The organism is Bradyrhizobium sp. SZCCHNGR1005, assembly GCF_032489995.1.
Lineage (GTDB): Bacteria > Pseudomonadota > Alphaproteobacteria > Rhizobiales > Xanthobacteraceae > Bradyrhizobium.
This window is the reverse complement of the sequence record NZ_JAUEZC010000002.1, coordinates 685,052-704,921: the sequence shown is the minus strand read 5'-3', so window position 1 is coordinate 704,921 and position 19,870 is coordinate 685,052. Positions and strand designations below refer to the sequence as shown.

Below are 19,870 nucleotides of genomic sequence, written 5' to 3'. Positions count from 1 at the left end.
CTATCAATCGATCTAACGCATTATATCGGATAAACCGTTCGTTTCAATCGATTAATTATCACCTGCTATTCCAGCACCCGCGCCCGCAGCTCCGCATCCGGGATGAAGCACGCCTCGTATCTGCCGAAGATGCGATAGCGGTTGCGGGCGACCAGGCCGTAGACCACGTCGCGCAGCGGCTTGGGCACGGCGAACAGCACGCGCGTCCAGCACCAGCCGGGCAGGGTCGACAGCACCGTCAGCGCGGCATCGGATTTCAGGTGCGCCCTGCCGCCGTGCACGACGGCATTGGTGTCGGGATCATCAGGATCGATGCCGAACGCCTGCGCGAGGCGGGTGCCGTAGGCCGACTGGATCGGCGTGAACCGAAACCGCGCCTCGCGATCGCGCGCGATCACGAAACGAACCCAGCGCGAGCAGAACACGCAGACCCCATCGTAGAGGATCACGTCGTCATCGGGCCATTGCGTCATCATCGATTATCCAGTGTCGACAGCGCGACCAGCATCAGCACGATCGCGGGTCCTGTCTTGACCAGCGCGCCCAGCGGCTCGCGCCAGAGATCGGGCGTGAATATCGCGCAGCCGAGACGCATCGCGCATTCTAACCCCGAACCGCCCCACCGAATCAGCGGAGCTTTTTGAGGGCCAAGCCGCGTCACCGGTGCGGCCGGCATCTCCGGATCGCCCGGCTGTTGCCGAATCGTCCCTTTTCGGCACAGATTTCTCGTCCGGTGATGCAGAAAGTCCACAGGTTAACCGATCTTTAACGTTGGACCTTGAAGCGGCGCCGCCGACTTGCTTTGATCCCCTCATGAGCACAACCCTGATCGAAGTCCGTCCGGCCAAGGCTGCAGATGCGGCTGCGGTGGCGTCTGCCCATGACGAAGCCTGGCGCTCTGCCTATCAGGGTATCATCCCCGGCGCCGAGCTGGAAAAGCTGATCAATCGCCGCGGCCCGCAATGGTGGGACAGCGCGATCCGCAAGGGCAGCCGGGTCAGCGTGCTCGTGTTCAACGACAAGATCGCAGGCTATGCCAATTACGGCCGCAACCGCGCCCGCAGTCTGCATTTCGACGGCGAGATTTATGAGCTTTATCTGCGACCGGAATTTCAGGGGCTGGGGTTCGGTCGCCGCCTCTTCACGGCGGCCAAGCGCGACCTCGCACAAAGCGGCCTGAAGAGCATGGTGGTGTGGGCGTTGTCCGACAACGACCCCGCCACCGAGTTTTACCGCACCTTGGGCGGCCGGATGGTGGCGCGCTCGTCGGAGCGGTTCGGGCCGAAATCGCTCGACAAGGTTGCCTTCGCCTGGACCAATTGAGCTCCAGGCTCGGTTTCTGAGGCCATTACGCCTCGATCAAGTAAGCTTAAGCGCGGCTGCCGAACTCGACGCGTTGTGCGGCATCAAGTTGCTGTTGCAGAGCCGCAAATTTTTTGCGACTGCGAATGAGTGCGTTCGTCCTCTGAACGCCTGACCTTTACGTTCCAGTCCAACGGAGTCCTTCATGCGCATCGACGCCATCCCGATCGGGAAAGATCCGCCACGCGACGTCAACGTCGTCATCGAAGTCCCGGTGGGCGGCGAGCCGATCAAATACGAGCTCGACAAGGACGCTGGCACGCTGTTCGTCGATCGCTTCCTCTACACGGCGATGCGGTATCCGGGAAATTACGGATTCATCCCGCACACGCTCTCGAACGACGGCGACCCCTGCGACGTCCTGATCGCCAACACCCGCGCCATCGTGCCGGGCGCCGTGATGAGCGTCCGCCCGGTCGGCGTGTTGCTGATGGAAGACGAGGCCGGCGGCGACGAGAAGATCATCGCGGTGCCGTCGTCGAAGCTGACCCAGCGCTACGACAAGGTGCGCACCTATAGCGACCTGCCGGACATCACGCTGGCGCAGATCCAGCACTTCTACGAGCACTACAAGGACCTCGAACCCGGCAAATGGGTCAAGGTGCTGCGCTGGGGCTCGGCCGACGATGCGCATCAGCTGATCACCGAAGGCATCGCCCGGGCGAAGGCTGCGAAGAAGTAGTCCCTCTGCGCGCTCGCGGTGTGAGTGAGTTGCGCTTCGATCGCAACGGCGATGGACTTCGCCGCAGGCTTTGAGCAAAGTCGACGACGCCGCAGGCGAAGCTTGCGGCGTCGTTTTGCTTTGAGGGTAAACGCGATGCGACGGCTGCCCAGGATCGTCAGAAACGTCGTTCTTCTCGTGCTGGTCGCGATCATCGCCGTGCTCGCGATCGTCGCCTTCAATACGCAACGCCAAGGTTCGCGCCAGCTTCAGGTGACGGCGCTGCCGAAAGTCTCGATCGACGGAGAGGCCGCGGCGAACCGGCTTGCCGCAGCCGTCCGCTTTCGCACCATCTCCAGCTATGACGATCCCGAGCAGAATGCGAATGCGTTTGCAGGGCTGAAGGCGCATATCGAAGCGAGCTTCCCTGCATTTCATGCGGCCGCCAAGCAGGAGGTGGTCGCGGGTCACAGCCTGCTCTACACGTGGCAAGGCAGCGATCCCGCCGCCAAGCCGATCGCATTGCTCGCGCATCAGGACGTGGTGCCGATCGCGCCGGGCACGGAAGGCGATTGGAGCGAGCCGCCATTTTCCGGGAGCATCAAGGACGGCTTCATCTGGGGCCGCGGCGCCTGGGACGACAAGGGCAATCTCTACGCAATGCTCGAAGCGGCGGAAGCGCTGGCGAAGGCCGGCTTCAAGCCGAAGCGCACGGTCTATTTTGCGTTCGGTCACGACGAGGAGGTCAGCGGCACCCGAGGCGCCAAGGCGATCGCCGCCTTGCTGGCCTCGCGCAATGTGCGACTCGACTTCCTGATCGACGAAGGCCTCCTGATCTCCGAGGGCGGCATCAAGGGGCTCACGAAGCCGGCCGCACTGGTCGGCGTCGCCGAGAAGGGCTATGCGACTTTGCTCCTGAAGGCGAAGGCGACGCCTGGCCATTCCTCGATGCCGCCGCATGACACCGCAATCGGGATGATGAGCGCGGCGCTGGCGAAGCTCGAGGCCAACCGTCTGCCGATGCGGATCGACGGCGCGGTCGGCGAGATGTTCGCAACGCTCGCGCCGGAGATGACCGGGTTCAACCGCGTCGCCTTGTCCAATCTCTGGCTGTTCAGGCCGCTCTTGCTCCGCGAGTTCGAAAAGAGCGGTGTGACGGAAGCGATGGTGCGCACCACCACCGCACTCACGATCTTCAACGCCGGCGACAAGGATAACGTGCTGCCGGGCGTTGCGTCCGCCACGGTGAATTTCCGCCTGCTGCCGGGCGATACGCAGGGCAGCGTCATCGAGCATGTCACGCGGACCATCGCCAATGATCGCATCGCGATCGACCCGGTGCCGAGCAACACCGAGCCGCCGCCGGTCACATCGAGCGCGTCGCCGTCCTATCAGCTGATGAACCGTACCATCCGCGAGGTCTTTTCCGATGCCGTCGTGGCGCCCGGCCTGATGGTCGGCGGCACCGACTCGCGGCATTATGGCGGGGTCGCCGACAACATCTTCCGCTTCTCGCCGCTGCGCGCGACCAACGAAGACCTCAAGCGCTTCCACGGCACCAATGAGCGGCTCTCGATCGACGGATATGCCGACATGATCCGCTTCTATCGCCGGCTGCTGGAGGCGAGCGCGGGATGATGCAAACTTGGACGTGAACGACGGCACGAAGCGCCGTCTCGGGCGCCGTTTACGGGTTCTTAGCCATCCGGCTTTACGCTGTTGTGATCATTCGCGCGCGAGGCACGGGCGCGTTGGAGGATCCGATGGCAGAACGTCAAAGGGGCGAGCGCGTCGTCTTCGAGCGCGGTATCCCCGCCTTCATGATGGGCATCGACGGCACCTGGCGGCGCAATTGCACCATCGAGGACGTCTCCGAGACCGGCGCCAAGCTGACGGTCGAGGGTTCGGTCGAGGGTCTGCACCTGAAGGAGTTCTTCCTGCTGTTGTCCTCGACCGGCCTCGCCTACCGCCGCTGCGAACTCGCCTGGGTCAATGGCGACCAGATCGGCGTCAATTTCCTGAAGCTCGGCGATCGCAAGAAGAAGTCGAACCGCCGCGCGGCCGAGGACGCCTAAAATCCGGCCCTTTGGCAGTCGAACTCAGCTAGGCCTCGGACCCTTGTCCGTCGCATAATCGTCATCGCGGCTCGCTATCGCAGCGGGGGTCGAGACGATTCACGCCCTTACGTGGTATGATTCGCTACAAGGTTGTTACTGCTTCGAGACGCCGAAAGATGCCAGTCAAGCCGCACAAAGCCATGGTTCTCGCCGCCGGTCTGGGCCTGCGCATGCGCCCGCTGACGGACACCATGCCCAAGCCGCTCGTGCGCGTCGCCGGCCGGCCGTTGCTCGACCACGTGCTGGACCGCCTGGCGGATGCCGGCGTGAGCGAGGCGGTCGTGAACGTGCATTATCTGCCCGACCAGATCATCGATCATGTCGCGCCCCGCAAGGCGCCTCGCGTCATCATCTCCGACGAGCGCGATCAGGTGCTCGGCACCGGCGGCGGCGTGGTGAAGGCGCTGCCGCTGCTCGGCTCCGAGCCCTTCTTTCACGTCAACTCCGATACGATGTGGGTCGAGGGCGTGCGACACAACCTGACCCGGCTTGCCGACGCCTTCGATCCGGAACGGATGGACATCCTGCTGCTGATGGCGCCGACCGCAAACTCGATCGGCTATAGCGGTCCGGGCGATTATTCGATGCTGCCCGACGGCGCCCTGCGCAAGCGCCGGGAGCATCAGGTCGTCCCCTTCGTCTATGCTGGTGCGGCGATCATCTCGCCCGCGATCTTCGACGGCGCGCCCGACGGCGCGTTCTCGCTGACCAGGAGTTTCGACCAGGCCAATGAGCAGGACCGGCTGTTCGGCCTGCGCCTCGACGGCGTCTGGATGCATGTCGGCACACCTGACGCGGTCGCCGCCGCCGAAGACGCGCTGCTGGAGAGCGCGGCGTAGTTCGGGCCCCGCAGCAAGCTCCGCTGCCGTCCGACGGGACGAAGCCATAAGATAGTTGCTGGTAATTGCTGTCATGGCCGGGCTTGTCCCGGCCATCCACGTCTTTGCCACCGCACCACATGGCAGGCGTGGATGCCCGGGCATGACGACCTTTTTCCAGAAGACGCTGCCTATGCCGCTCGGCAGTTTGCTGCCTATCTGAACCGATCAATAAGCGTAGAAGCGCCAATTCATGAAGCACGTTCAATGCGATCGTGCCGATGAGGCTTGCTGCTCAAAATATAACTTCTGTTTTTCAGAAATAGATGTTATATTGCTCGCATCCCGACTCGGAGCGAGGGGCGTACGCGTCGTCACGGACGTTGAGTGCGGGATGCGATGGACGTGTCGCTGCCGGAAGACGAACGGCCACGATGCGGACGGCGAAATCGCGTGGTCCTGACACCCCGACGCTGGTGTCCCGCGCAACGCGCCTCGGCGCGTTGTCGCGGACGCGACGAAGCTTTCGCTTCGCGCGGATATGGTGGCCAACAAGCCCGGCGCACCAGGGAGATCGCGTATAAGCCGTAACCCATTCGCGCGGGGAAGGCCGGTGCTATCCGGCTGTACCTGTGGTTCCTGCCCCGTGCACTTTTCACGCACGGGGGCCACGGGCATCAGCCGATGCCCGGCCTTCCCTGCGCCCTCCCGCTGAGGGCGACGAATTAGCAGAGCTCGGACGCGCCATGCGCCGCGAGAGCGCGACCGCATATCTATGCAACAATGGCTGCAGCGACCTCGATCCAACCTCGCCGCGAGCCAACGGGCCTCATGGTTCTCCCGGCGATGCGTAGCATCGTCCGGAGACGCGCCGCGAGCGGCGTCCTCACCATGAGGGTCTGAAATGCTGCCGCGAATCAGCCCTCGTCCCGAGGAGCCCGCCGGAGGCGGGCGTCTCGAAGGACGGCCGCACGGGCCGGTCCGCCACGCGCCACGGCGGTACCGAGCGCTTGGCTATCAACACCCATCCACAGCCCGCGCATGACCGTGGGCCGATCGCTCCCTATATAGACGCGTAGGACAACGAATCGGCCGGCATGCGCGTCTATACCGTTCCCATCTCAGCGCCGTTCCTGCGCACCGTGATCGCCGCGCTGATCGACGGCCGGCTGGTCGACGGCTTCGAGGCGCGCACCGATCCGGCGCGGCTGGCGAGCGCCACGCTGTACCTGCCGACCCGGCGCTCCCTGCGCGTGGCGCGCGAGGTGTTCCTCGAGGAACTTGCGACCGATGCCGCGGTGCTGCCGCGACTGGTCGCGCTCGGCGACATCGACGAGGACGAGCTCGCCTTCGCCGAGGACGGCGAGTCCTTTACCGGCACGGCGCCGCTGGAGATTCCGGACCGGCTCGGCGAGCTCGATCGCCGCCTCACCCTGGCCCGGTTGGTTGCGGCCTGGGCCAAGACGCCGGTCTCGGCGCCGCTGGTTGTCGGCGGTCCGGCCTCCACGCTCGCGCTCGCCGGCGACCTCGCCCGGCTGATCGACGACATGGTCACGCGCGGCATCTCCTGGGATGCGCTCGACGGCCTGGTGCCGGATCAGCTCGATCGCTATTGGCAGCATTCCCTGGAGTTCCTGCGCATCGCGCGCACCGCGTGGCCGGCTTACCTCGAAGAGATCCAGCGCATCGAGCCGGCGGCGCGGCGTGATCTTCTGATCGCGGCGGAAGCCGCGCGGCTGACCGCCAATGCTGACGGCCCCGTCGTCGCGGCCGGTTCGACCGGCTCAATGCCGGCAACTGCGAAGTTCCTGCAGGCGGTGGCGAAGCTGCCCTATGGCGCGGTGGTGCTGCCGGGGCTCGACACCGATCTCGATGAGGCGGCCTGGCGCGCGATCGGCGGCGCCAAACCGACTAACAAGCCAACAAACAACACGAGCAAGGATGCGACGCTGGACGTCGCGGTCCGCGCCCACCCCTCCTTCAACCACCCGCAATATGCGATGCAGATGCTGCTGCGCCGCTTCGGCATCGAGCGGCGCGACGTCATCAGGCTCGCCCATCCCGCGCGCGGCGGGCGCGAGGTGCTGATCTCGGAGGCCATGCGTCCGTCGGAAGCGACGGCGGCCTGGCATGAGCGGCTGCAACAGTTCGACGTCGCCGCGAACATCGCCTCCGCAATGGATAATCTCGCCGTCGTCGCTGCGCCGAATCCGGAGATGGAGGCGCTGGCGATCGCGATTGCGATGCGTGAGGCGCGGCATCTCGGGAAATCGGCGGCGCTGGTGACGCCGGACCGTGCGCTGGCGCGGCGGGTGATGGCTTCACTGTCGCGCTGGCATCTGACCTTCGACGATTCCGGCGGCGATGCGCTGCTGGAAACGCCCGCCGGCATTTTCGCGCGCCTTGCAGCCGAAGCTGCCGCGAAGGGGCTGGAGCCGCCGACCTTGCTGGCGCTGCTCAAGCATCCGCTGTGCCGGCTGGGCAGCGCCTCGGGCGCGTTCAGGGGAGCGATCGAGACGCTGGAATTGGCCGTACTCCGCGGCACCAGGCCGCAGCCGGGCACGGCGGGCCTGGCGCGCGACTTCGCGCGCTTCCGCGACGAGCATGCCAAGCTGCACCAAGGCGAGGCGTCTTCGCTGCATCCAGCCGAACAGCGTGCACGGCTGTCTCCGCAGCAGCTCGATCGCGCGCAAGGTCTGATCGAGCGCCTGCAGAAGGCTCTGGCTCCGCTGGAGAACCTGAACTCGCCCAAGCCCTATGACTTCGCCGAGCTCGCCGCGCGCCATCGCGAGGTGCTGGTAGCGGTGTCGCGCGACGATCTCGGCCTCAGCGTCGCCTTCGCCGAGCGCGACGGCAGCGGCCTCGCACGGTGCTTAGACGATCTGCTCAAATCGGGCGAGCGCTGCGGCGTGATGCTTCCGCTGTCCGACTATCCCGAGGTGTTCCAGACCGCATTCAGCGATCGCGCAGTGCGCCGCCCGGAACGACATGGTGCCCAGCTGCAGATCTACGGCCCGCTAGAGGCGCGGCTGATGCAGGCCGATCGCGTCATCATCGGCGGGCTGATCGAGGGCGTGTGGCCGCCGGCGCCGCGCATCGATCCCTGGCTCAGCCGCCCGATGCGGCATCAGCTCGGCCTTGATCTGCCCGAACGGCGCATTGGCTTGTCGGCGCACGACTTCGCGCAACTGCTGGGCAGCCCCGAGGTGATCCTGACCCACTCCGCCAAGGCCGGCGGCGCGCCCGCGGTCGCTTCGCGCTTCCTGCACCGGCTGGAGGCGGTCGCTGGCGGCGATCATTGGCGCGCGGCCGAAGTGCGCGGCGAGATCTATGTGCGCTACGCCGAGGCGCTGGACCAGCCTGCCGACGTCCGGCCGATCCCGCAGCCGGCGCCGAAGCCGCCGCTGGCGGCGCGACCCACGCGCATGTCGGTCACCGCGATCGAGGACTGGCTGCGCGATCCCTACACGATCTTCGCGCGCTACATCCTCAAACTCCAGCCGCTCGATCCCGTCGACATGCCGCTGTCCGCGGCCGATCGCGGCTCGGCGATCCACCAGGCGATCGCTGAGTTCACGGAGAACTTTGCGCAGGCGCTGCCGCCGGATCCGGCGCGCACGCTGCGGCTGATCGGCGAGAAGCATTTCGCCCCGCTGATGGAACGGCCCGAAGCGCGCGCGCTGTGGTGGCCGCGCTTCCAGCGCATCGCCACCTGGTTCGCGGCATGGGAAAGCGCGCGGCGCGAGCACGTCGAACAGCTCACCGCCGAGATCCGCGGCGAGATCGGGATTCCGCTCGGGCCGGACAGGACCTTCACGCTGTCAGCTCGCGCCGACCGCATCGAGCGCCGCAGCGACGGCTCGTTCGCGATCCTCGACTACAAGACCGGACAGCCGCCGACCGGCAAGCAGGTCCGCATGGGACTGTCGCCGCAGCTCACGCTGGAAGCTGCGATCCTGCGCGAGGGCGGCTTCGAGGGGATGCCCGCCGGCAGCCTGGTCGGCCAGCTCGCTTACGTCAGGCTCTCCGGCAACAATCCGCCGGGCGAGGAGCGCGTGCTCGAACTGAAGATCAACAAGGGCGATGCGCCGCAGCCGCCTGATGCCGCCGCACGCGAGGCGCGCGACAAGCTCGAAGCGCTGATCCGCAGCTTCGAGGACGAGAACCAAGCCTACACCTCGTTGAACCTGTCGATGTGGGCGACCCGCTACGGCGCCTATGACGATCTTGCGCGCATCAAGGAGTGGTCGGCGGCCGGCGGATTGGGGATCGAGGAATGGTGAAGGCGCCGCGCCCGATTCCTGCTGCCGTACGCGAAGCGCAAACCCGCGCCTCGAACCCGGCGGCGTCGGCCTTCGTGTCGGCCAATGCCGGCTCGGGCAAGACTCATGTGCTGGTCCAGCGCGTGATCCGGCTGCTGCTCGAAGGCGTGCCGCCGGAGAAGATCCTCTGCATCACCTTCACCAAGGCTGCCGCCGCCAACATGGCCGAGCGCGTGTTCTCCACGCTGGGACATTGGGTAACGCTCGACGACAGCGCGCTCGACGATGCGATCAAATCCACCGGCATTCCGCACCCGAATGCCCAGCTCCGTGCCGCCGCCCGCAAACTGTTCGCGAGCGCGCTGGAGACGCCGGGCGGGCTGAAGGTGCAGACCATCCACGCGCTGTGCACGCGGCTTCTGCAGCAGTTTCCGTTCGAGGCGAACGTGCCGGCGCGGTTTACGGTGCTCGACGAGCGCGACCAGACCGAGATGATGGAGCGCGCCAACTTGAAAGTGCTGCTCGATGCGGCGCGTGCACCTGACAGCGCCGTCGGCCGTGCGCTTCAGGTCGCGATGGCGAGCGCCGCCGACGTGACCTTCAAGGACGTGGTGCGCGAGGCGTGCCTGAGCCGCGATCATTTCATGGCGTGGACGGATGGCGCAGGCCATGTCGATCTCGCCGCGGCGCAGTTGTCGCAGGCGCTCGGCGTCAGCGCCGATGAGACGATCGAGCACATCGAGCGCGACATCCTCGACGGCCCCAATCTGCCGCGCGCCGATTGGCTGCAAATCGCGGCGCAGCTCGACGGGGGCGCCAAGACCGAGCAGAAGCAGGCGGATCAGTTGCGCGCAGCGCTCGCCTACTCCGGCAGCGACCAGGTCGATGAATATCTCTGCGTCTTCCTGACGGATGAGAAGCAGCCACGCAAATCGCTGCTGACCAAGAAGTTCGCGGATGCCAATCCTGCTCTCGCCGCGCTGTTCGAGGCCGAGGCGGGCCGGCTCGACGTCCTGATCGAGAAGCGCCGCGCGGCGGTCATGCGCGACCGCACGGATGCGCTGCTGCGGATCGCCACATCGGCTGCCGCGAACTACCGGCGCGAGAAGCAGGAGCGCGGCCTTCTCGACTACGACGATCTGATCGACAAAACCCTGGCGATGCTCAACCGCGTCTCCGCCGGCTGGGTGCATTACAAGCTCGACCGCGGCGTCGATCACGTTCTGATCGACGAGGCGCAGGATACGAGCCCGCGGCAGTGGGAGATCGTCGCCCACATCATCGAGGAGTTCACGGCCGGCGAAGGCGCACGCGACGGCCTTGTCCGCACCGTCTTTGCGGTCGGCGACGAGAAGCAGTCGATCTTCTCGTTCCAGGGCGCCGCCCCGCATGAGTTCGACGCGCGGCGGCGGCAGCTGCAGCAGCGCTTCACCGAGGCCGGTCTGACCTTCGATCCGGTGTCTTTCACCTATTCGTTCCGCTCGGGGGCGACCGTGCTGCACGCGGTCGATCACGTGTTCCGCGATCCGCAGGTCTATCGCAGCATCCATTCGCCCGACATCGGCTATCCCATCCATAACTCGCTGGCGGATGCGGGTCCGAGCCTGGTCGAGCTCTGGAGCCTGTGCGAGCGTGACGACACCAAGGACATCGAGGGCTGGCGGGCGCCGTTCGACGGCGTCGCGGTGACGAGCCCCGAGGTCAAGCTCGCCAGGCGCATCCAGGTCGAGATCAAGCGCCTGATCCGCGATGGCGCCATGACCGGGCATGAGGGCGCGCGGCGTCGCCTGAGCTATGGCGACATGCTGATCCTGGTGCGCCGGCGCGGCAACGCCTTCGATGCGGTGATCCAGGCGCTGAAGCATGCCGGCATTCCGGTCGCCGGCGCCGACCGGCTGAAGCTGACCGAGCACATCGCCATCATCGACCTGATGAACCTCGCCGACGCGCTGCTGCTGCCCCAGGACGATCTGGCGCTGGCGACTGCGCTGAAGAGCCCGCTGTTCGGGCTGACCGACGACGATCTCTTCACCTTGGCGTGGCAGCGCAAGGGATCGTTGCGCGAGGCGCTGGCGGCGCATGCGGCCTTGGACGAACGCCTGCAGCGCGCTCTGCGGCGGTTGCAGCAATGCGAGCGCCGCGCCAGGGAAGAGACCCCGTTCGCCTTCTATGCCTGGCTGCTCGGCGGCGACGGCGGCCGCAAGCGCATCCTGGCGCGGCTCGGCCATGAGGCCAATGACGCGCTCGACGAATTCCTCGAACTCGCGCTGTCCTATGAGCGGAAGGCGCCGGCCTCGCTGCAGGGTTTCATGGCCTGGCTGCGCGCCGCCGACACCGAGGTGAAGCGCGACATGGAGATCTCGCGCGACGAGGTGCGGGTGATGACGGTGCACGGCGCCAAGGGGCTTGAGGCCTCGGTGGTCTTCCTGGTCGATACGACGTCCTCGCCCTCGGACACCCAGCGGCTGCGCCTGATCCATGTGCCCTATGGCGAGAAGGAGATCGTGGTCTGGGCCGGCCGCAAGGCCGACGACCCCAGGCCGGTGACAGCGGCCCGCGCCAAGATGCTGCAGGACACCGAGGATGAATATCGCCGCCTGCTCTATGTCGCCATGACCCGCGCCGCCGACCGGCTCATCATCGGCGGCTGCATGCCCGGCAACATGAACAATGTCCGCCCCGGCAGCTGGTACGATCTGATGGCGCGCGGGCTGGAGGCGGCAGGTCTTCAGGTGCAGACGATCGAAACCCCGGACGGACCGGTGAAGCGCTATCTCAGCGCCGAGGATATCGCGATTTCTGGCGGCGCCGAGGAGCGGCGCGAGGCCAACCGGCCGGTTGAGCTGCCATCCTGGCTGCGCACCGAAGCAGCGGAGGCGCCCGCTGCGGACGTGGTGCTGCGGCCCTCTGACGCGACGCCCGATGACGGACGCCCGGTCAAGGCGGCCGAGACGATCATGGCGCGGAGCGAGGCGATGCAGCGCGGCACGCTGGTGCACCGGCTGCTGCAATCCTTGCCCGACGTGACGCCGGCGCGGCGCCGCGAGGCAGCCTTGAAATATCTGGCGCGCAATGCGGCCGACTGGCCTGAGGACGAGCGCGAGAAGCTGGCGACGCGCGTGCTCGGGGTGATCGAGGAGCCGCGCTTTGCTGCCGTGTTTGCCGCCGGCAGCCGTGCGGAGGTCTCGATCGTGGGGCGGTTGAGCCAGGAGGGCCAGCCCGCGGCCCTGGTGTCCGGCCAGATCGACCGCTTGGTGGTGACCGATGCCGAGGTCCTGATCGTCGATTTCAAGACCAACCAGAGCCCGCCGGCCGGTCTGGCCGAGGTGCCGCCCGCCTATGTCCGCCAGCTCGCGCTGTACCGCGCCGTGCTGCGCCAGCTGTACCCCCACCGCGCCATCCGCGCCGCCCTGCTCTGGACCGAAACCCCTGAATTAATGGAGCTTTCCGCCTCCGCTTTGGACGCGGAACTGCTATCCCCCCACGTCTGAGTGAGCAAGCTTGACCCCGCAACAGACCGTTCATAGCTTTGCTGTCACGATTATGGGCGCGAATCTCCGCGCCGTTCTCCAACCAAACGAGGTATTCCCATGGCCGTTGGCAAGGTTTCCGATGCCGATTTCGACACCGAGGTGCTGAAGGCGAACGGCCCTGTGGTCGTCGACTTCTGGGCCGAGTGGTGCGGCCCCTGCCGCATGATCGCCCCGGCGCTGGATGAGATCGCGGGCGCGATGGGCGACAAGGTCAAAATCGTGAAGCTGAACGTCGACGAGAGCCCGAAGACGGCCTCCAAATACGGCGTGATGTCGATCCCGACCCTGATGATCTTCAAGGGCGGCGAAATGGCCTCCCGCCAGGTCGGCGCGGCGCCGAAGGCCAAGCTGCAGCAGTGGATCTCGACCGCGGTCTGAGCCCTCCGGGTTTAAGATTTTTCGAGAACGGCCGGCGAAATCGCCGGCCGTTTGCGTTGAGAGGGGGAGTTTGCCGCGTTTTGAGCGTTTGCCCACCATGCCCGCCCGCCCCCGCAGATCCCTCTCCCGCCATCCCGATTTGCAGGCCATGGAGGCGCGCTCGGTCGACGCCATCCCGCGCGGGAAGGAGTGGCAATACGAGCCGAAATGGGACGGCTTCCGTTGCCTGTTGTCGCGCAATGGCGACGAGGTAACGATGCAGTCGAAGGCCGGCGAGGACCTGACGCGCTATTTTCCCGAGGTGGTTGCGGCGGCGCGGGAATTGAAAGTGCAGAAATTCGTGCTCGACGGCGAGCTGGTCGTGCCGCATGGCAAGACCTTCTCGTTCGACGATCTGTTGCAGCGGATCCATCCCGCCGCCAGCCGGGTGACGAAGCTGTCGCAGGAGACGCCCGCGCTGTTCATTGCTTTCGATCTGCTGGCCACGGCCAAGGATGGCGAACTGGCCGAGCATCCTCTGGACGAGCGGCGGCCGGCCTTGGAAGCCTTTGCCAACGCCAATTTCAAAAACCATGCGACCTTTCGCCTGTCGCCGGTCACGACCAGCTTCGCCACCGCCGAGAGATGGCTGGCGCGCTCCGGCGCCGGCTCGGATGGCGTGATCGCCAAGCGCATCGACCAGCCCTATCAGGCCGGCAATCGCGACGGCATGCAGAAGATCAAGCGCTTCCGCAGCGCCGATTGCGTGATCGGCGGCTTCCGCTACGCGACCAACAAGGGCGGCAATGGCCAGAAGGTGGTCGGTTCATTGCTGCTCGGGCTGTACGACGACGAAGGGCTGCTGCACCACGTCGGCTTCACCTCCGCGATCAAAAAGGAAGACAAGCCGGCGCTGACCGCGAAGCTGGAGGCTTTGATCGCACCACCGGGTTTTACCGGCAATGCGCCGGGCGGCCCGAGCCGCTGGTCCACCGAGCGATCGACGCAATGGTGCCCGCTGAAGCCGAAGCTCGTGATCGAGGTTTGCTACGATCATTTTTCCGGCGACCGCTTTCGCCACGGCACCTCGATCCTGCGCTGGCGCCCCGACAAGGCCCCGCGACAATGCACCTTCGATCAGCTGAAGCAGAAGGCCGCAGATCCGATGAAGCTGCTCGCATGAGCTTAAGTGGGAGGCGTGCCGTTGATCGCCAGCACATGGCCGGCGAGATAGAGCGAGCCAGTGATCAGGATGCGCGGCGGCACCTCGTAGGCGAGGCGCGCGATGCTCGCGAGCGCCGCTTCGACCCCGGCGGCAATCTCGACCCGCATGCCGAGCACGCGCGCGGCATCGGCCAGATCGGAAGGCGTCATCGCCTTGTCCTGACCGGGGATCGGCACGACAATGATGTGGCGTGTCAGGCCGGCAAAATTGGCCAGAAAAGCACGCGCGTCCTTGTTGGCCATCATGCCGACGATGACCACCAGCGGTCGCGACACCCGCTCCTCGAGATCGCCGAGTGCAGCCGCGACCACGCGACCGCCTTCGGCATTGTGACCGCCGTCCAGCCAGATCTCGGAGCCCTGTGGCCCGAGCACAGGCAGCGCGCCGGTCGACAGGCGCTGCATCCGCGCCGGCCACTCGGCCCCGGTAATACCCGCTTCGAACGCCTTGGTCGGAAGCTTGAACCTGTCGATGGCGCGCAAGGTCGCGATCGCCAGCCCCGCATTGTCGAACTGGTGCCGACCGAACAGTCTTGGCGCGGGGAGATCGAGCAAGCCACGATCGTCCTGATAGACCAGCCGGCCGCGCTCGACATTGACATGCCAGGCCTCACCAGCCGCAAACAGCGGCGCACGCATGCGTTTCGCCTGCTGTTCGATCACGGCCAGCGCCGACGGCTCCTGCTCGGCCGAGATCACCGGGCAGCCGCGCTTGATGATCGCAGCCTTCTCGCCGGCGATCGATGCCAGATCGGTGCCGAGAAAATCCATATGATCCATGCTGATCGGCGTCAGCACGCTGGCCGCCGGCTGCTCGATCACATTGGTGGAGTCGAGCCGGCCGCCAAGACCGACCTCGAGCAGCACGACGTCGGCCGGATGCTTGGCAAACAGCACAAACGCAGCGACGGTCTTCACCTCGAAAAAGGTGATCGGCGCGCCCGCGTTGACCCGCTCGCATTGCTCAAGCGCATCACGCAATTCATCGTCACCGACCAGGACGCCGCCACCGACGCGGCCCAGCCGATAGCTTTCGTTGATGCGCACAAGCCAGGGCGAAGTGAAGACGTGCACCCGCAGGCCCGCGGCCTCCAGCATCGCCCGCAGATAGGCGACGGTCGAGCCTTTGCCGTTGGTGCCGGCGACATGGATCACCGGCGGCAGCTTGCGCTCGGGATGGCCAAGCTGCGCCAGCAGCCGATGCATGCGATCCAGCCCGAGATCGATCTGGCTCGGATGCAGAGCCGAGAGCCGCGCGATCAGCTCGTCGGGCGAACAGGTCTGCTGGGACGCCGGATCGTTCACGCAGCCGGCGCGCCCGCGGTCGCCTCGGAAGAGACGACCGTCTTCTCAGGCGGTGGCAGCTGCGCCATCGGCTTGGTGGGCTCGATGGCCGGCGATTTGGTCAGCAGCCGGCAGAGCCGCGCCAAAGTCGGGCGCAGGTCGTGACGATGCACGACCATGTCCACCATGCCGTGGTCGCGGAGATATTCGGCACGCTGGAAGCCTTCGGGAAGCTTCTCGCGGATGGTCTGCTCGATCACGCGCGCACCGGCGAAGCCGATCAGAGCGCCGGGCTCGGCGATCTGAACGTCGCCGAGCATCGCATAGGAAGCCGTGACGCCGCCGGTGGTCGGATTGGTCAGCACCACGATGTAGGGTTGCCGCGCCTCGCGCAGCATCTGCACGGCCACGGTCGTGCGCGGCATCTGCATCAGCGACAGGATGCCCTCCTGCATGCGAGCACCGCCGGAAGCCGCGAACACGATGAACGGCGATTTCTTCTCAACTGCGAGCTCGAGCCCGCGCACGATGGCTTCGCCCGCGGCCATGCCGAGCGAGCCGCCCATGAAATCGAAATCCTGCACGGCGATCACCGTACCCATGCCCTCGAGCTTGCCGTAGCCGACCTTGACGGCATCGTTCAGGCCGGTGCGGGCGCGTGCATCCTTGATGCGATCGGCATAGCGACGCTCGTCGCGGAATTTCAGCGGGTCAGGCGTGACTTCGGGAAGCGCGACGTCGAACCAGGTCTCGTTGTCGAAGATTGATTTCAGGCGCGCAACCGCGCCCATGCGCATGTGATAGTTCGAGCCGGGGATGACGAACTGGTTGGCCTCGACGTCCTTGTAGAACACGAGCTGTCCGGAATCCGGGCACTTGATCCACAGGTTCTCCGGCGTCTCGCGCCGCAGGATGCTGCGGATCTTCGGCCGGACCACATTGGTAAGCCAGTTCATGTGTCGCTCCGTATGGCGCTCGCAAACATATATGGCGGTGAGTTCTTGGCCCGGCAAGCCGCCGCCTACGGCGGCAGCGCAGCCGGACAACAGCTATTCTGCGGCTTGTTTCGCGCCGTGCACGCCTTGCGCGAGTGCTGCGGCCAGATCGGCCACGGCGCCCACCGTCTTCGCGGTCGCGCGCCCCTCCGCGTCCAGGCTGCTGCGCACCGCATCCACCAGAGCCGTGCCCACGACGGCGCCATCGGCATGTTGGGCAATCGCCCGCGCCGCTTCAGGGGTGCGGATGCCGAAGCCGACGCAGACCGGCAGCGCCGTATGTCCCTTGATCCGGGCCACGGCGGCACCGACCGACTTCGCATCGGCCGAGGCCGCGCCGGTGATGCCGGTGATCGAGACGTAGTAGACGAAACCCGATGTGTTCGCGAGCACCGCCGGCAAGCGCTTGTCGTCGGTGGTCGGAGTCGCGAGGCGAATGAAGTTGAGCCCGGCCTTGAGCGCCGGCACGCACAATTCATCGTCCTCTTCCGGCGGAAGGTCCACGATGATCAAGCCGTCCACGCCCGCCGCTTTCGCGTCGGCCAGAAACGGCTCGACGCCGTAAATGTAGATCGGGTTGTAGTAGCCCATCAGCACGATCGGCGTGGTATCGTCGCTTTCGCGGAAGCTGCGCACCAGGGCGAGCGTCTTGCGCAAGGTCATGCCGCCTTTCAGCGCGCGCAGGCCTGCGGCCTGGATCGAGGGGCCATCGGCCATCGGATCGGTGAAGGGCATGCCGAGCTCGATGATGTCGGCGCCAGCCTGCGGCAGCGCCTTGACGATCGCAAGCGACGTCTGCGGGTCGGGATCGCCGGCCATCACGAAGGTGACGAACGCCGAGCGGCCTTGCTTTTTCAATTGCGCGAACCGCGCGTCCATCCGGGTGGTCACGACTTCCTCCCTCGCAGGATCTCGCCGACCTGCGGGACGTCCTTGTCGCCGCGGCCCGAGAGGTTGACGACCATCAGATGATCCTTCGATCGCTTGGGCGCGAGCTCCATCACCTTGGCGATCGCGTGTGCCGGCTCCAGCGCCGGGATGATGCCTTCGAGCCGCGACAACAGCTGAAACGCCGCCAGCGCCTCTTCGTCGGTCGCGGAGAGGTATGTCACGCGGCCTGTCTCGTGCAGCCAGGAATGCTCCGGCCCGATGCCGGGATAGTCGAGACCTGCCGAGATCGAATGCGCTTCCTGGATCTGGCCGTCCTCATCCATCAGCAGATAGGTGCGGTTGCCATGAAGCACGCCGGGCCGACCGCCGGCGATCGAGGCGGCATGCAGCTGCGTGAGGCCATGGCCCGCAGCTTCCACGCCGAAGATCTCCACCGAGGGGTCATCGAGAAACGGATGAAACAGGCCCATGGCGTTCGAGCCGCCGCCGATGCAGGCGATGAGAGAATCCGGCAGGCGGCCTTCCATCTCCTGCATCTGCACCCGGGTCTCGTTGCCGATCACCGACTGGAAGTCGCGCACCATCATCGGATAGGGATGCGGCCCCGCGACCGTACCGATGCAGTAGAACGTGTTGTGGACGTTAGTGACCCAATCGCGCAGCGCCTCGTTCATCGCGTCCTTCAAGGTGCGTGCGCCGGACTGCACCGGGACCACCTTTGCGCCCAGCATCTCCATGCGGATCACGTTCGGCTGCTGCCGCTCGACATCGACCGCGCCCATATAGACCACGCATTCAAGACCAAAGCGCGCGCACAGCGTCGCAGTCGCGACGCCATGCTGGCCGGCGCCGGTCTCGGCGATGATGCGCTTCTTGCCCATACGCCGCGCCATCATGATCTGGCCGAGCACATTGTTGACCTTGTGCGAGCCAGTGTGATTGAGCTCCTCGCGCTTGAAGTAGATCTTGGCGCCGCCAAGATGCTCGGTCAGCCGTTCGGCGAAATAAAGCGGCGAAGGACGGCCGACATAGTGCTTGAGGTAGCCGTCCATCTCGGCCTGGAACGCCGGATCGGCCTTCGCTTCGGCGTAGGCTTTCTCCAGGTCCAAGATCAGCGGCATCAGCGTTTCCGCGACAAAGCGGCCGCCGAAAATGCCGAAATGGCCGCGCTCGTCGGGGCCGCTTCGATAGGAATTGGGACGCAAAGTGGTCATCGGACGCTCAACTCTTCGATCGCGCGCGCCGCGCGCACAAATTCTCTGATCATGTCGCTATCCTTCACGCCGGGCGCGCGCTCGACGCCAGAAGAAACATCGACGCCTCCCGCACCTGTGATTCTGACCGCCTCATGCACATTGCCGGCACTCAAGCCGCCCGACACCATGAACGGGAGATCGAGCTTGAGATCTTGAAGCAGATGCCAATCGAAGGTGGCGCCCAGCCCGCCGGGACGCGTGGCATCCTTGGGCGCACGGGCATCGAACAGAATGCGGTCGCACACAGCGGCATAGCCGGACAGCGACGCCAGGTCGGCGGCGGTTTCGACGGGGATCGCCTTCATCACCGGCAGGCCGAAGCGCTGCTTAATGTCGCGAACCCGCGCCACGCTCTCCTTGCCATGGAGCTGCAGCAGATCCGGCCTCAAGGTCTCGACGATGTTCTCGATCGTGGCGTCATCGGCATCGACCGTGAGCGCGACCTTCAACGCGCGGCCTTTCGCCTGCGCGCCGAGCGCGCGGGCCGCTTGGAGGCCGAGATGGCGCGGCGACGGCGGAAAGAACACGAACCCCACCATGTCTGCGCCAGCATCCAGGGCCGCCGCGAGCGTCTCGGGCGTGGTCAGGCCGCAGATTTTGACGAGCAAGGGCATCAGTCGAAAACGCAATTCCGCGCGAAAAGGATCACCCCGTAACGAGGTTTCGCGCGGGTTCTACAACGCGGCGCCCTGCTTGTCTCGCCCATAAGGGCCGAAAAGCCCGGCCGGAGAGGACGACGGAACCAATTGCCCCTGCGTACTCCGCGTCGCAGCCGAGGCCGCCTTGAGATGGGCGAGCTCGGCCCGTGCAGCGTCCGCGTCGGCCTGATGCTGACGCGCCGCTCGCCGCCATCGGCGCTGACCGATCCAGGTCGCGAGGCCGCCAGCAACGACGCCCACGATGGTCGCGGCGATGATCAGCGCAAAGAGCGGCAATGACACCGCCGCGCCGGCATCGGTCGTGTCAAATGGATTGAACGATACGGTAACGAAATGCCGGTTCGCGACTGCAAACACGACGAAGAGCAGTGCCAGCGGAATGACGATCACCGCGGTAAGGAATTTTCGCATAACGCTCGCTCGTGCTCATCCCAGACCGCATCCGCCTCAA

17 protein-coding genes are annotated in these 19,870 nt (G+C 65.9%); 9 read left to right on the top strand and 8 right to left on the bottom strand.

Features of this window, described 5'->3' with window-relative positions; genetic code table 11:
- Window positions 1-65: 65 nt before the first annotated feature.
- Window positions 66-473, bottom strand: coding sequence for a thiol-disulfide oxidoreductase DCC family protein (locus QXZ85_RS09350; RefSeq protein WP_315750635.1), 408 nt, complete (start codon window positions 471-473; stop codon window positions 66-68).
- Window positions 473-751 carry a hypothetical protein gene (locus QXZ85_RS09345; RefSeq protein WP_315750886.1) on the bottom strand — a complete coding sequence of 93 codons (279 nt, stop codon included), beginning with the start codon at window positions 749-751 and terminating at the stop codon, window positions 473-475. Before QXZ85_RS09345 ends, QXZ85_RS09350 begins: the two co-directional genes overlap by 1 nt.
- A 62-nt stretch (window positions 752-813) precedes the next feature.
- On the opposite strand from QXZ85_RS09345, the gene QXZ85_RS09340 reads away from it, so the two are divergent.
- From QXZ85_RS09340 to QXZ85_RS09300, 9 genes are all read left to right on the top strand, one after another.
- Window positions 814-1,323: a GNAT family N-acetyltransferase gene (locus QXZ85_RS09340; protein WP_315702161.1), complete on the top strand. Its 510-nt coding sequence runs from the start codon at window positions 814-816 to the stop codon at window positions 1,321-1,323.
- A 184-nt stretch (window positions 1,324-1,507) separates the two neighbouring features.
- On the top strand, window positions 1,508-2,044 hold the full coding sequence (ppa, locus tag QXZ85_RS09335) for an inorganic diphosphatase (RefSeq protein WP_315702162.1): 537 nt from the start codon (window positions 1,508-1,510) through the stop codon (window positions 2,042-2,044).
- A gap of 135 nt (window positions 2,045-2,179) precedes the next feature.
- Entirely contained in the window at window positions 2,180-3,661 is a 1,482-nt protein-coding gene (locus tag QXZ85_RS09330) for a M20 family peptidase (RefSeq protein WP_315742574.1), read from the top strand.
- Between the two features lie 125 nt (window positions 3,662-3,786).
- On the top strand, window positions 3,787-4,098 hold the full coding sequence (locus tag QXZ85_RS09325) for a PilZ domain-containing protein (RefSeq protein WP_315702164.1): 312 nt from the start codon (window positions 3,787-3,789) through the stop codon (window positions 4,096-4,098).
- 158 nt (window positions 4,099-4,256) lie between these two features.
- A complete protein-coding gene (locus tag QXZ85_RS09320) occupies window positions 4,257-4,979 on the top strand; it encodes a nucleotidyltransferase family protein (RefSeq protein WP_315702165.1) in 723 nt (240 codons plus the stop codon).
- A 1,076-nt stretch (window positions 4,980-6,055) separates the two neighbouring features.
- On the top strand, window positions 6,056-9,241 hold the full coding sequence (gene addB / locus QXZ85_RS09315; RefSeq protein ID WP_315750637.1) for a double-strand break repair protein AddB: 3,186 nt from the start codon (window positions 6,056-6,058) through the stop codon (window positions 9,239-9,241).
- Window positions 9,235-12,711 (top strand): double-strand break repair helicase AddA, encoded by a 3,477-nt coding sequence (gene addA, locus QXZ85_RS09310; protein ID WP_315750639.1) that lies wholly within the window; start codon window positions 9,235-9,237, stop codon window positions 12,709-12,711. Before addB ends, addA begins: the two co-directional genes overlap by 7 nt.
- 99 nt (window positions 12,712-12,810) lie before the next feature.
- On the top strand, window positions 12,811-13,131 hold the full coding sequence (gene trxA / locus QXZ85_RS09305; protein ID WP_315702168.1) for a thioredoxin: 321 nt from the start codon (window positions 12,811-12,813) through the stop codon (window positions 13,129-13,131).
- Between the two features lie 97 nt (window positions 13,132-13,228).
- The gene (locus QXZ85_RS09300) at window positions 13,229-14,293 is read left to right on the top strand and encodes an ATP-dependent DNA ligase (RefSeq protein ID WP_315767669.1); all 1,065 of its coding nucleotides are present in this window, start codon (window positions 13,229-13,231) and stop codon (window positions 14,291-14,293) included.
- A gap of 2 nt (window positions 14,294-14,295) precedes the next feature.
- On the opposite strand, the gene QXZ85_RS09295 is transcribed toward QXZ85_RS09300, so the two are convergent.
- The 6 genes from QXZ85_RS09295 to QXZ85_RS09270 form a co-directional block, all read right to left on the bottom strand.
- Window positions 14,296-15,639: a folylpolyglutamate synthase/dihydrofolate synthase family protein gene (locus tag QXZ85_RS09295; protein ID WP_315702170.1), complete on the bottom strand. Its 1,344-nt coding sequence runs from the start codon at window positions 15,637-15,639 to the stop codon at window positions 14,296-14,298.
- Entirely contained in the window at window positions 15,636-16,574 is a 939-nt protein-coding gene (accD, locus tag QXZ85_RS09290) for an acetyl-CoA carboxylase, carboxyltransferase subunit beta (protein WP_315702171.1), read from the bottom strand. Before accD ends, QXZ85_RS09295 begins: the two co-directional genes overlap by 4 nt.
- Before the next feature lie 93 nt (window positions 16,575-16,667).
- Complete coding sequence (trpA, locus tag QXZ85_RS09285; protein ID WP_315702172.1) at window positions 16,668-17,504, bottom strand: tryptophan synthase subunit alpha; 837 nt, start codon at window positions 17,502-17,504, stop codon at window positions 16,668-16,670.
- Complete coding sequence (gene trpB / locus QXZ85_RS09280; protein ID WP_315702173.1) at window positions 17,501-18,718, bottom strand: tryptophan synthase subunit beta; 1,218 nt, start codon at window positions 18,716-18,718, stop codon at window positions 17,501-17,503. Before trpB ends, trpA begins: the two co-directional genes overlap by 4 nt.
- A complete protein-coding gene (locus QXZ85_RS09275) occupies window positions 18,715-19,374 on the bottom strand; it encodes a phosphoribosylanthranilate isomerase (RefSeq protein ID WP_315702174.1) in 660 nt (219 codons plus the stop codon). The genes trpB and QXZ85_RS09275 overlap by 4 nt, the downstream gene beginning before the upstream one ends.
- Before the next feature lie 60 nt (window positions 19,375-19,434).
- Window positions 19,435-19,830 carry a lipopolysaccharide assembly protein LapA domain-containing protein gene (locus tag QXZ85_RS09270; protein ID WP_315761512.1) on the bottom strand — a complete coding sequence of 132 codons (396 nt, stop codon included), beginning with the start codon at window positions 19,828-19,830 and terminating at the stop codon, window positions 19,435-19,437.
- Window positions 19,831-19,870: the final 40 nt, after the last annotated feature.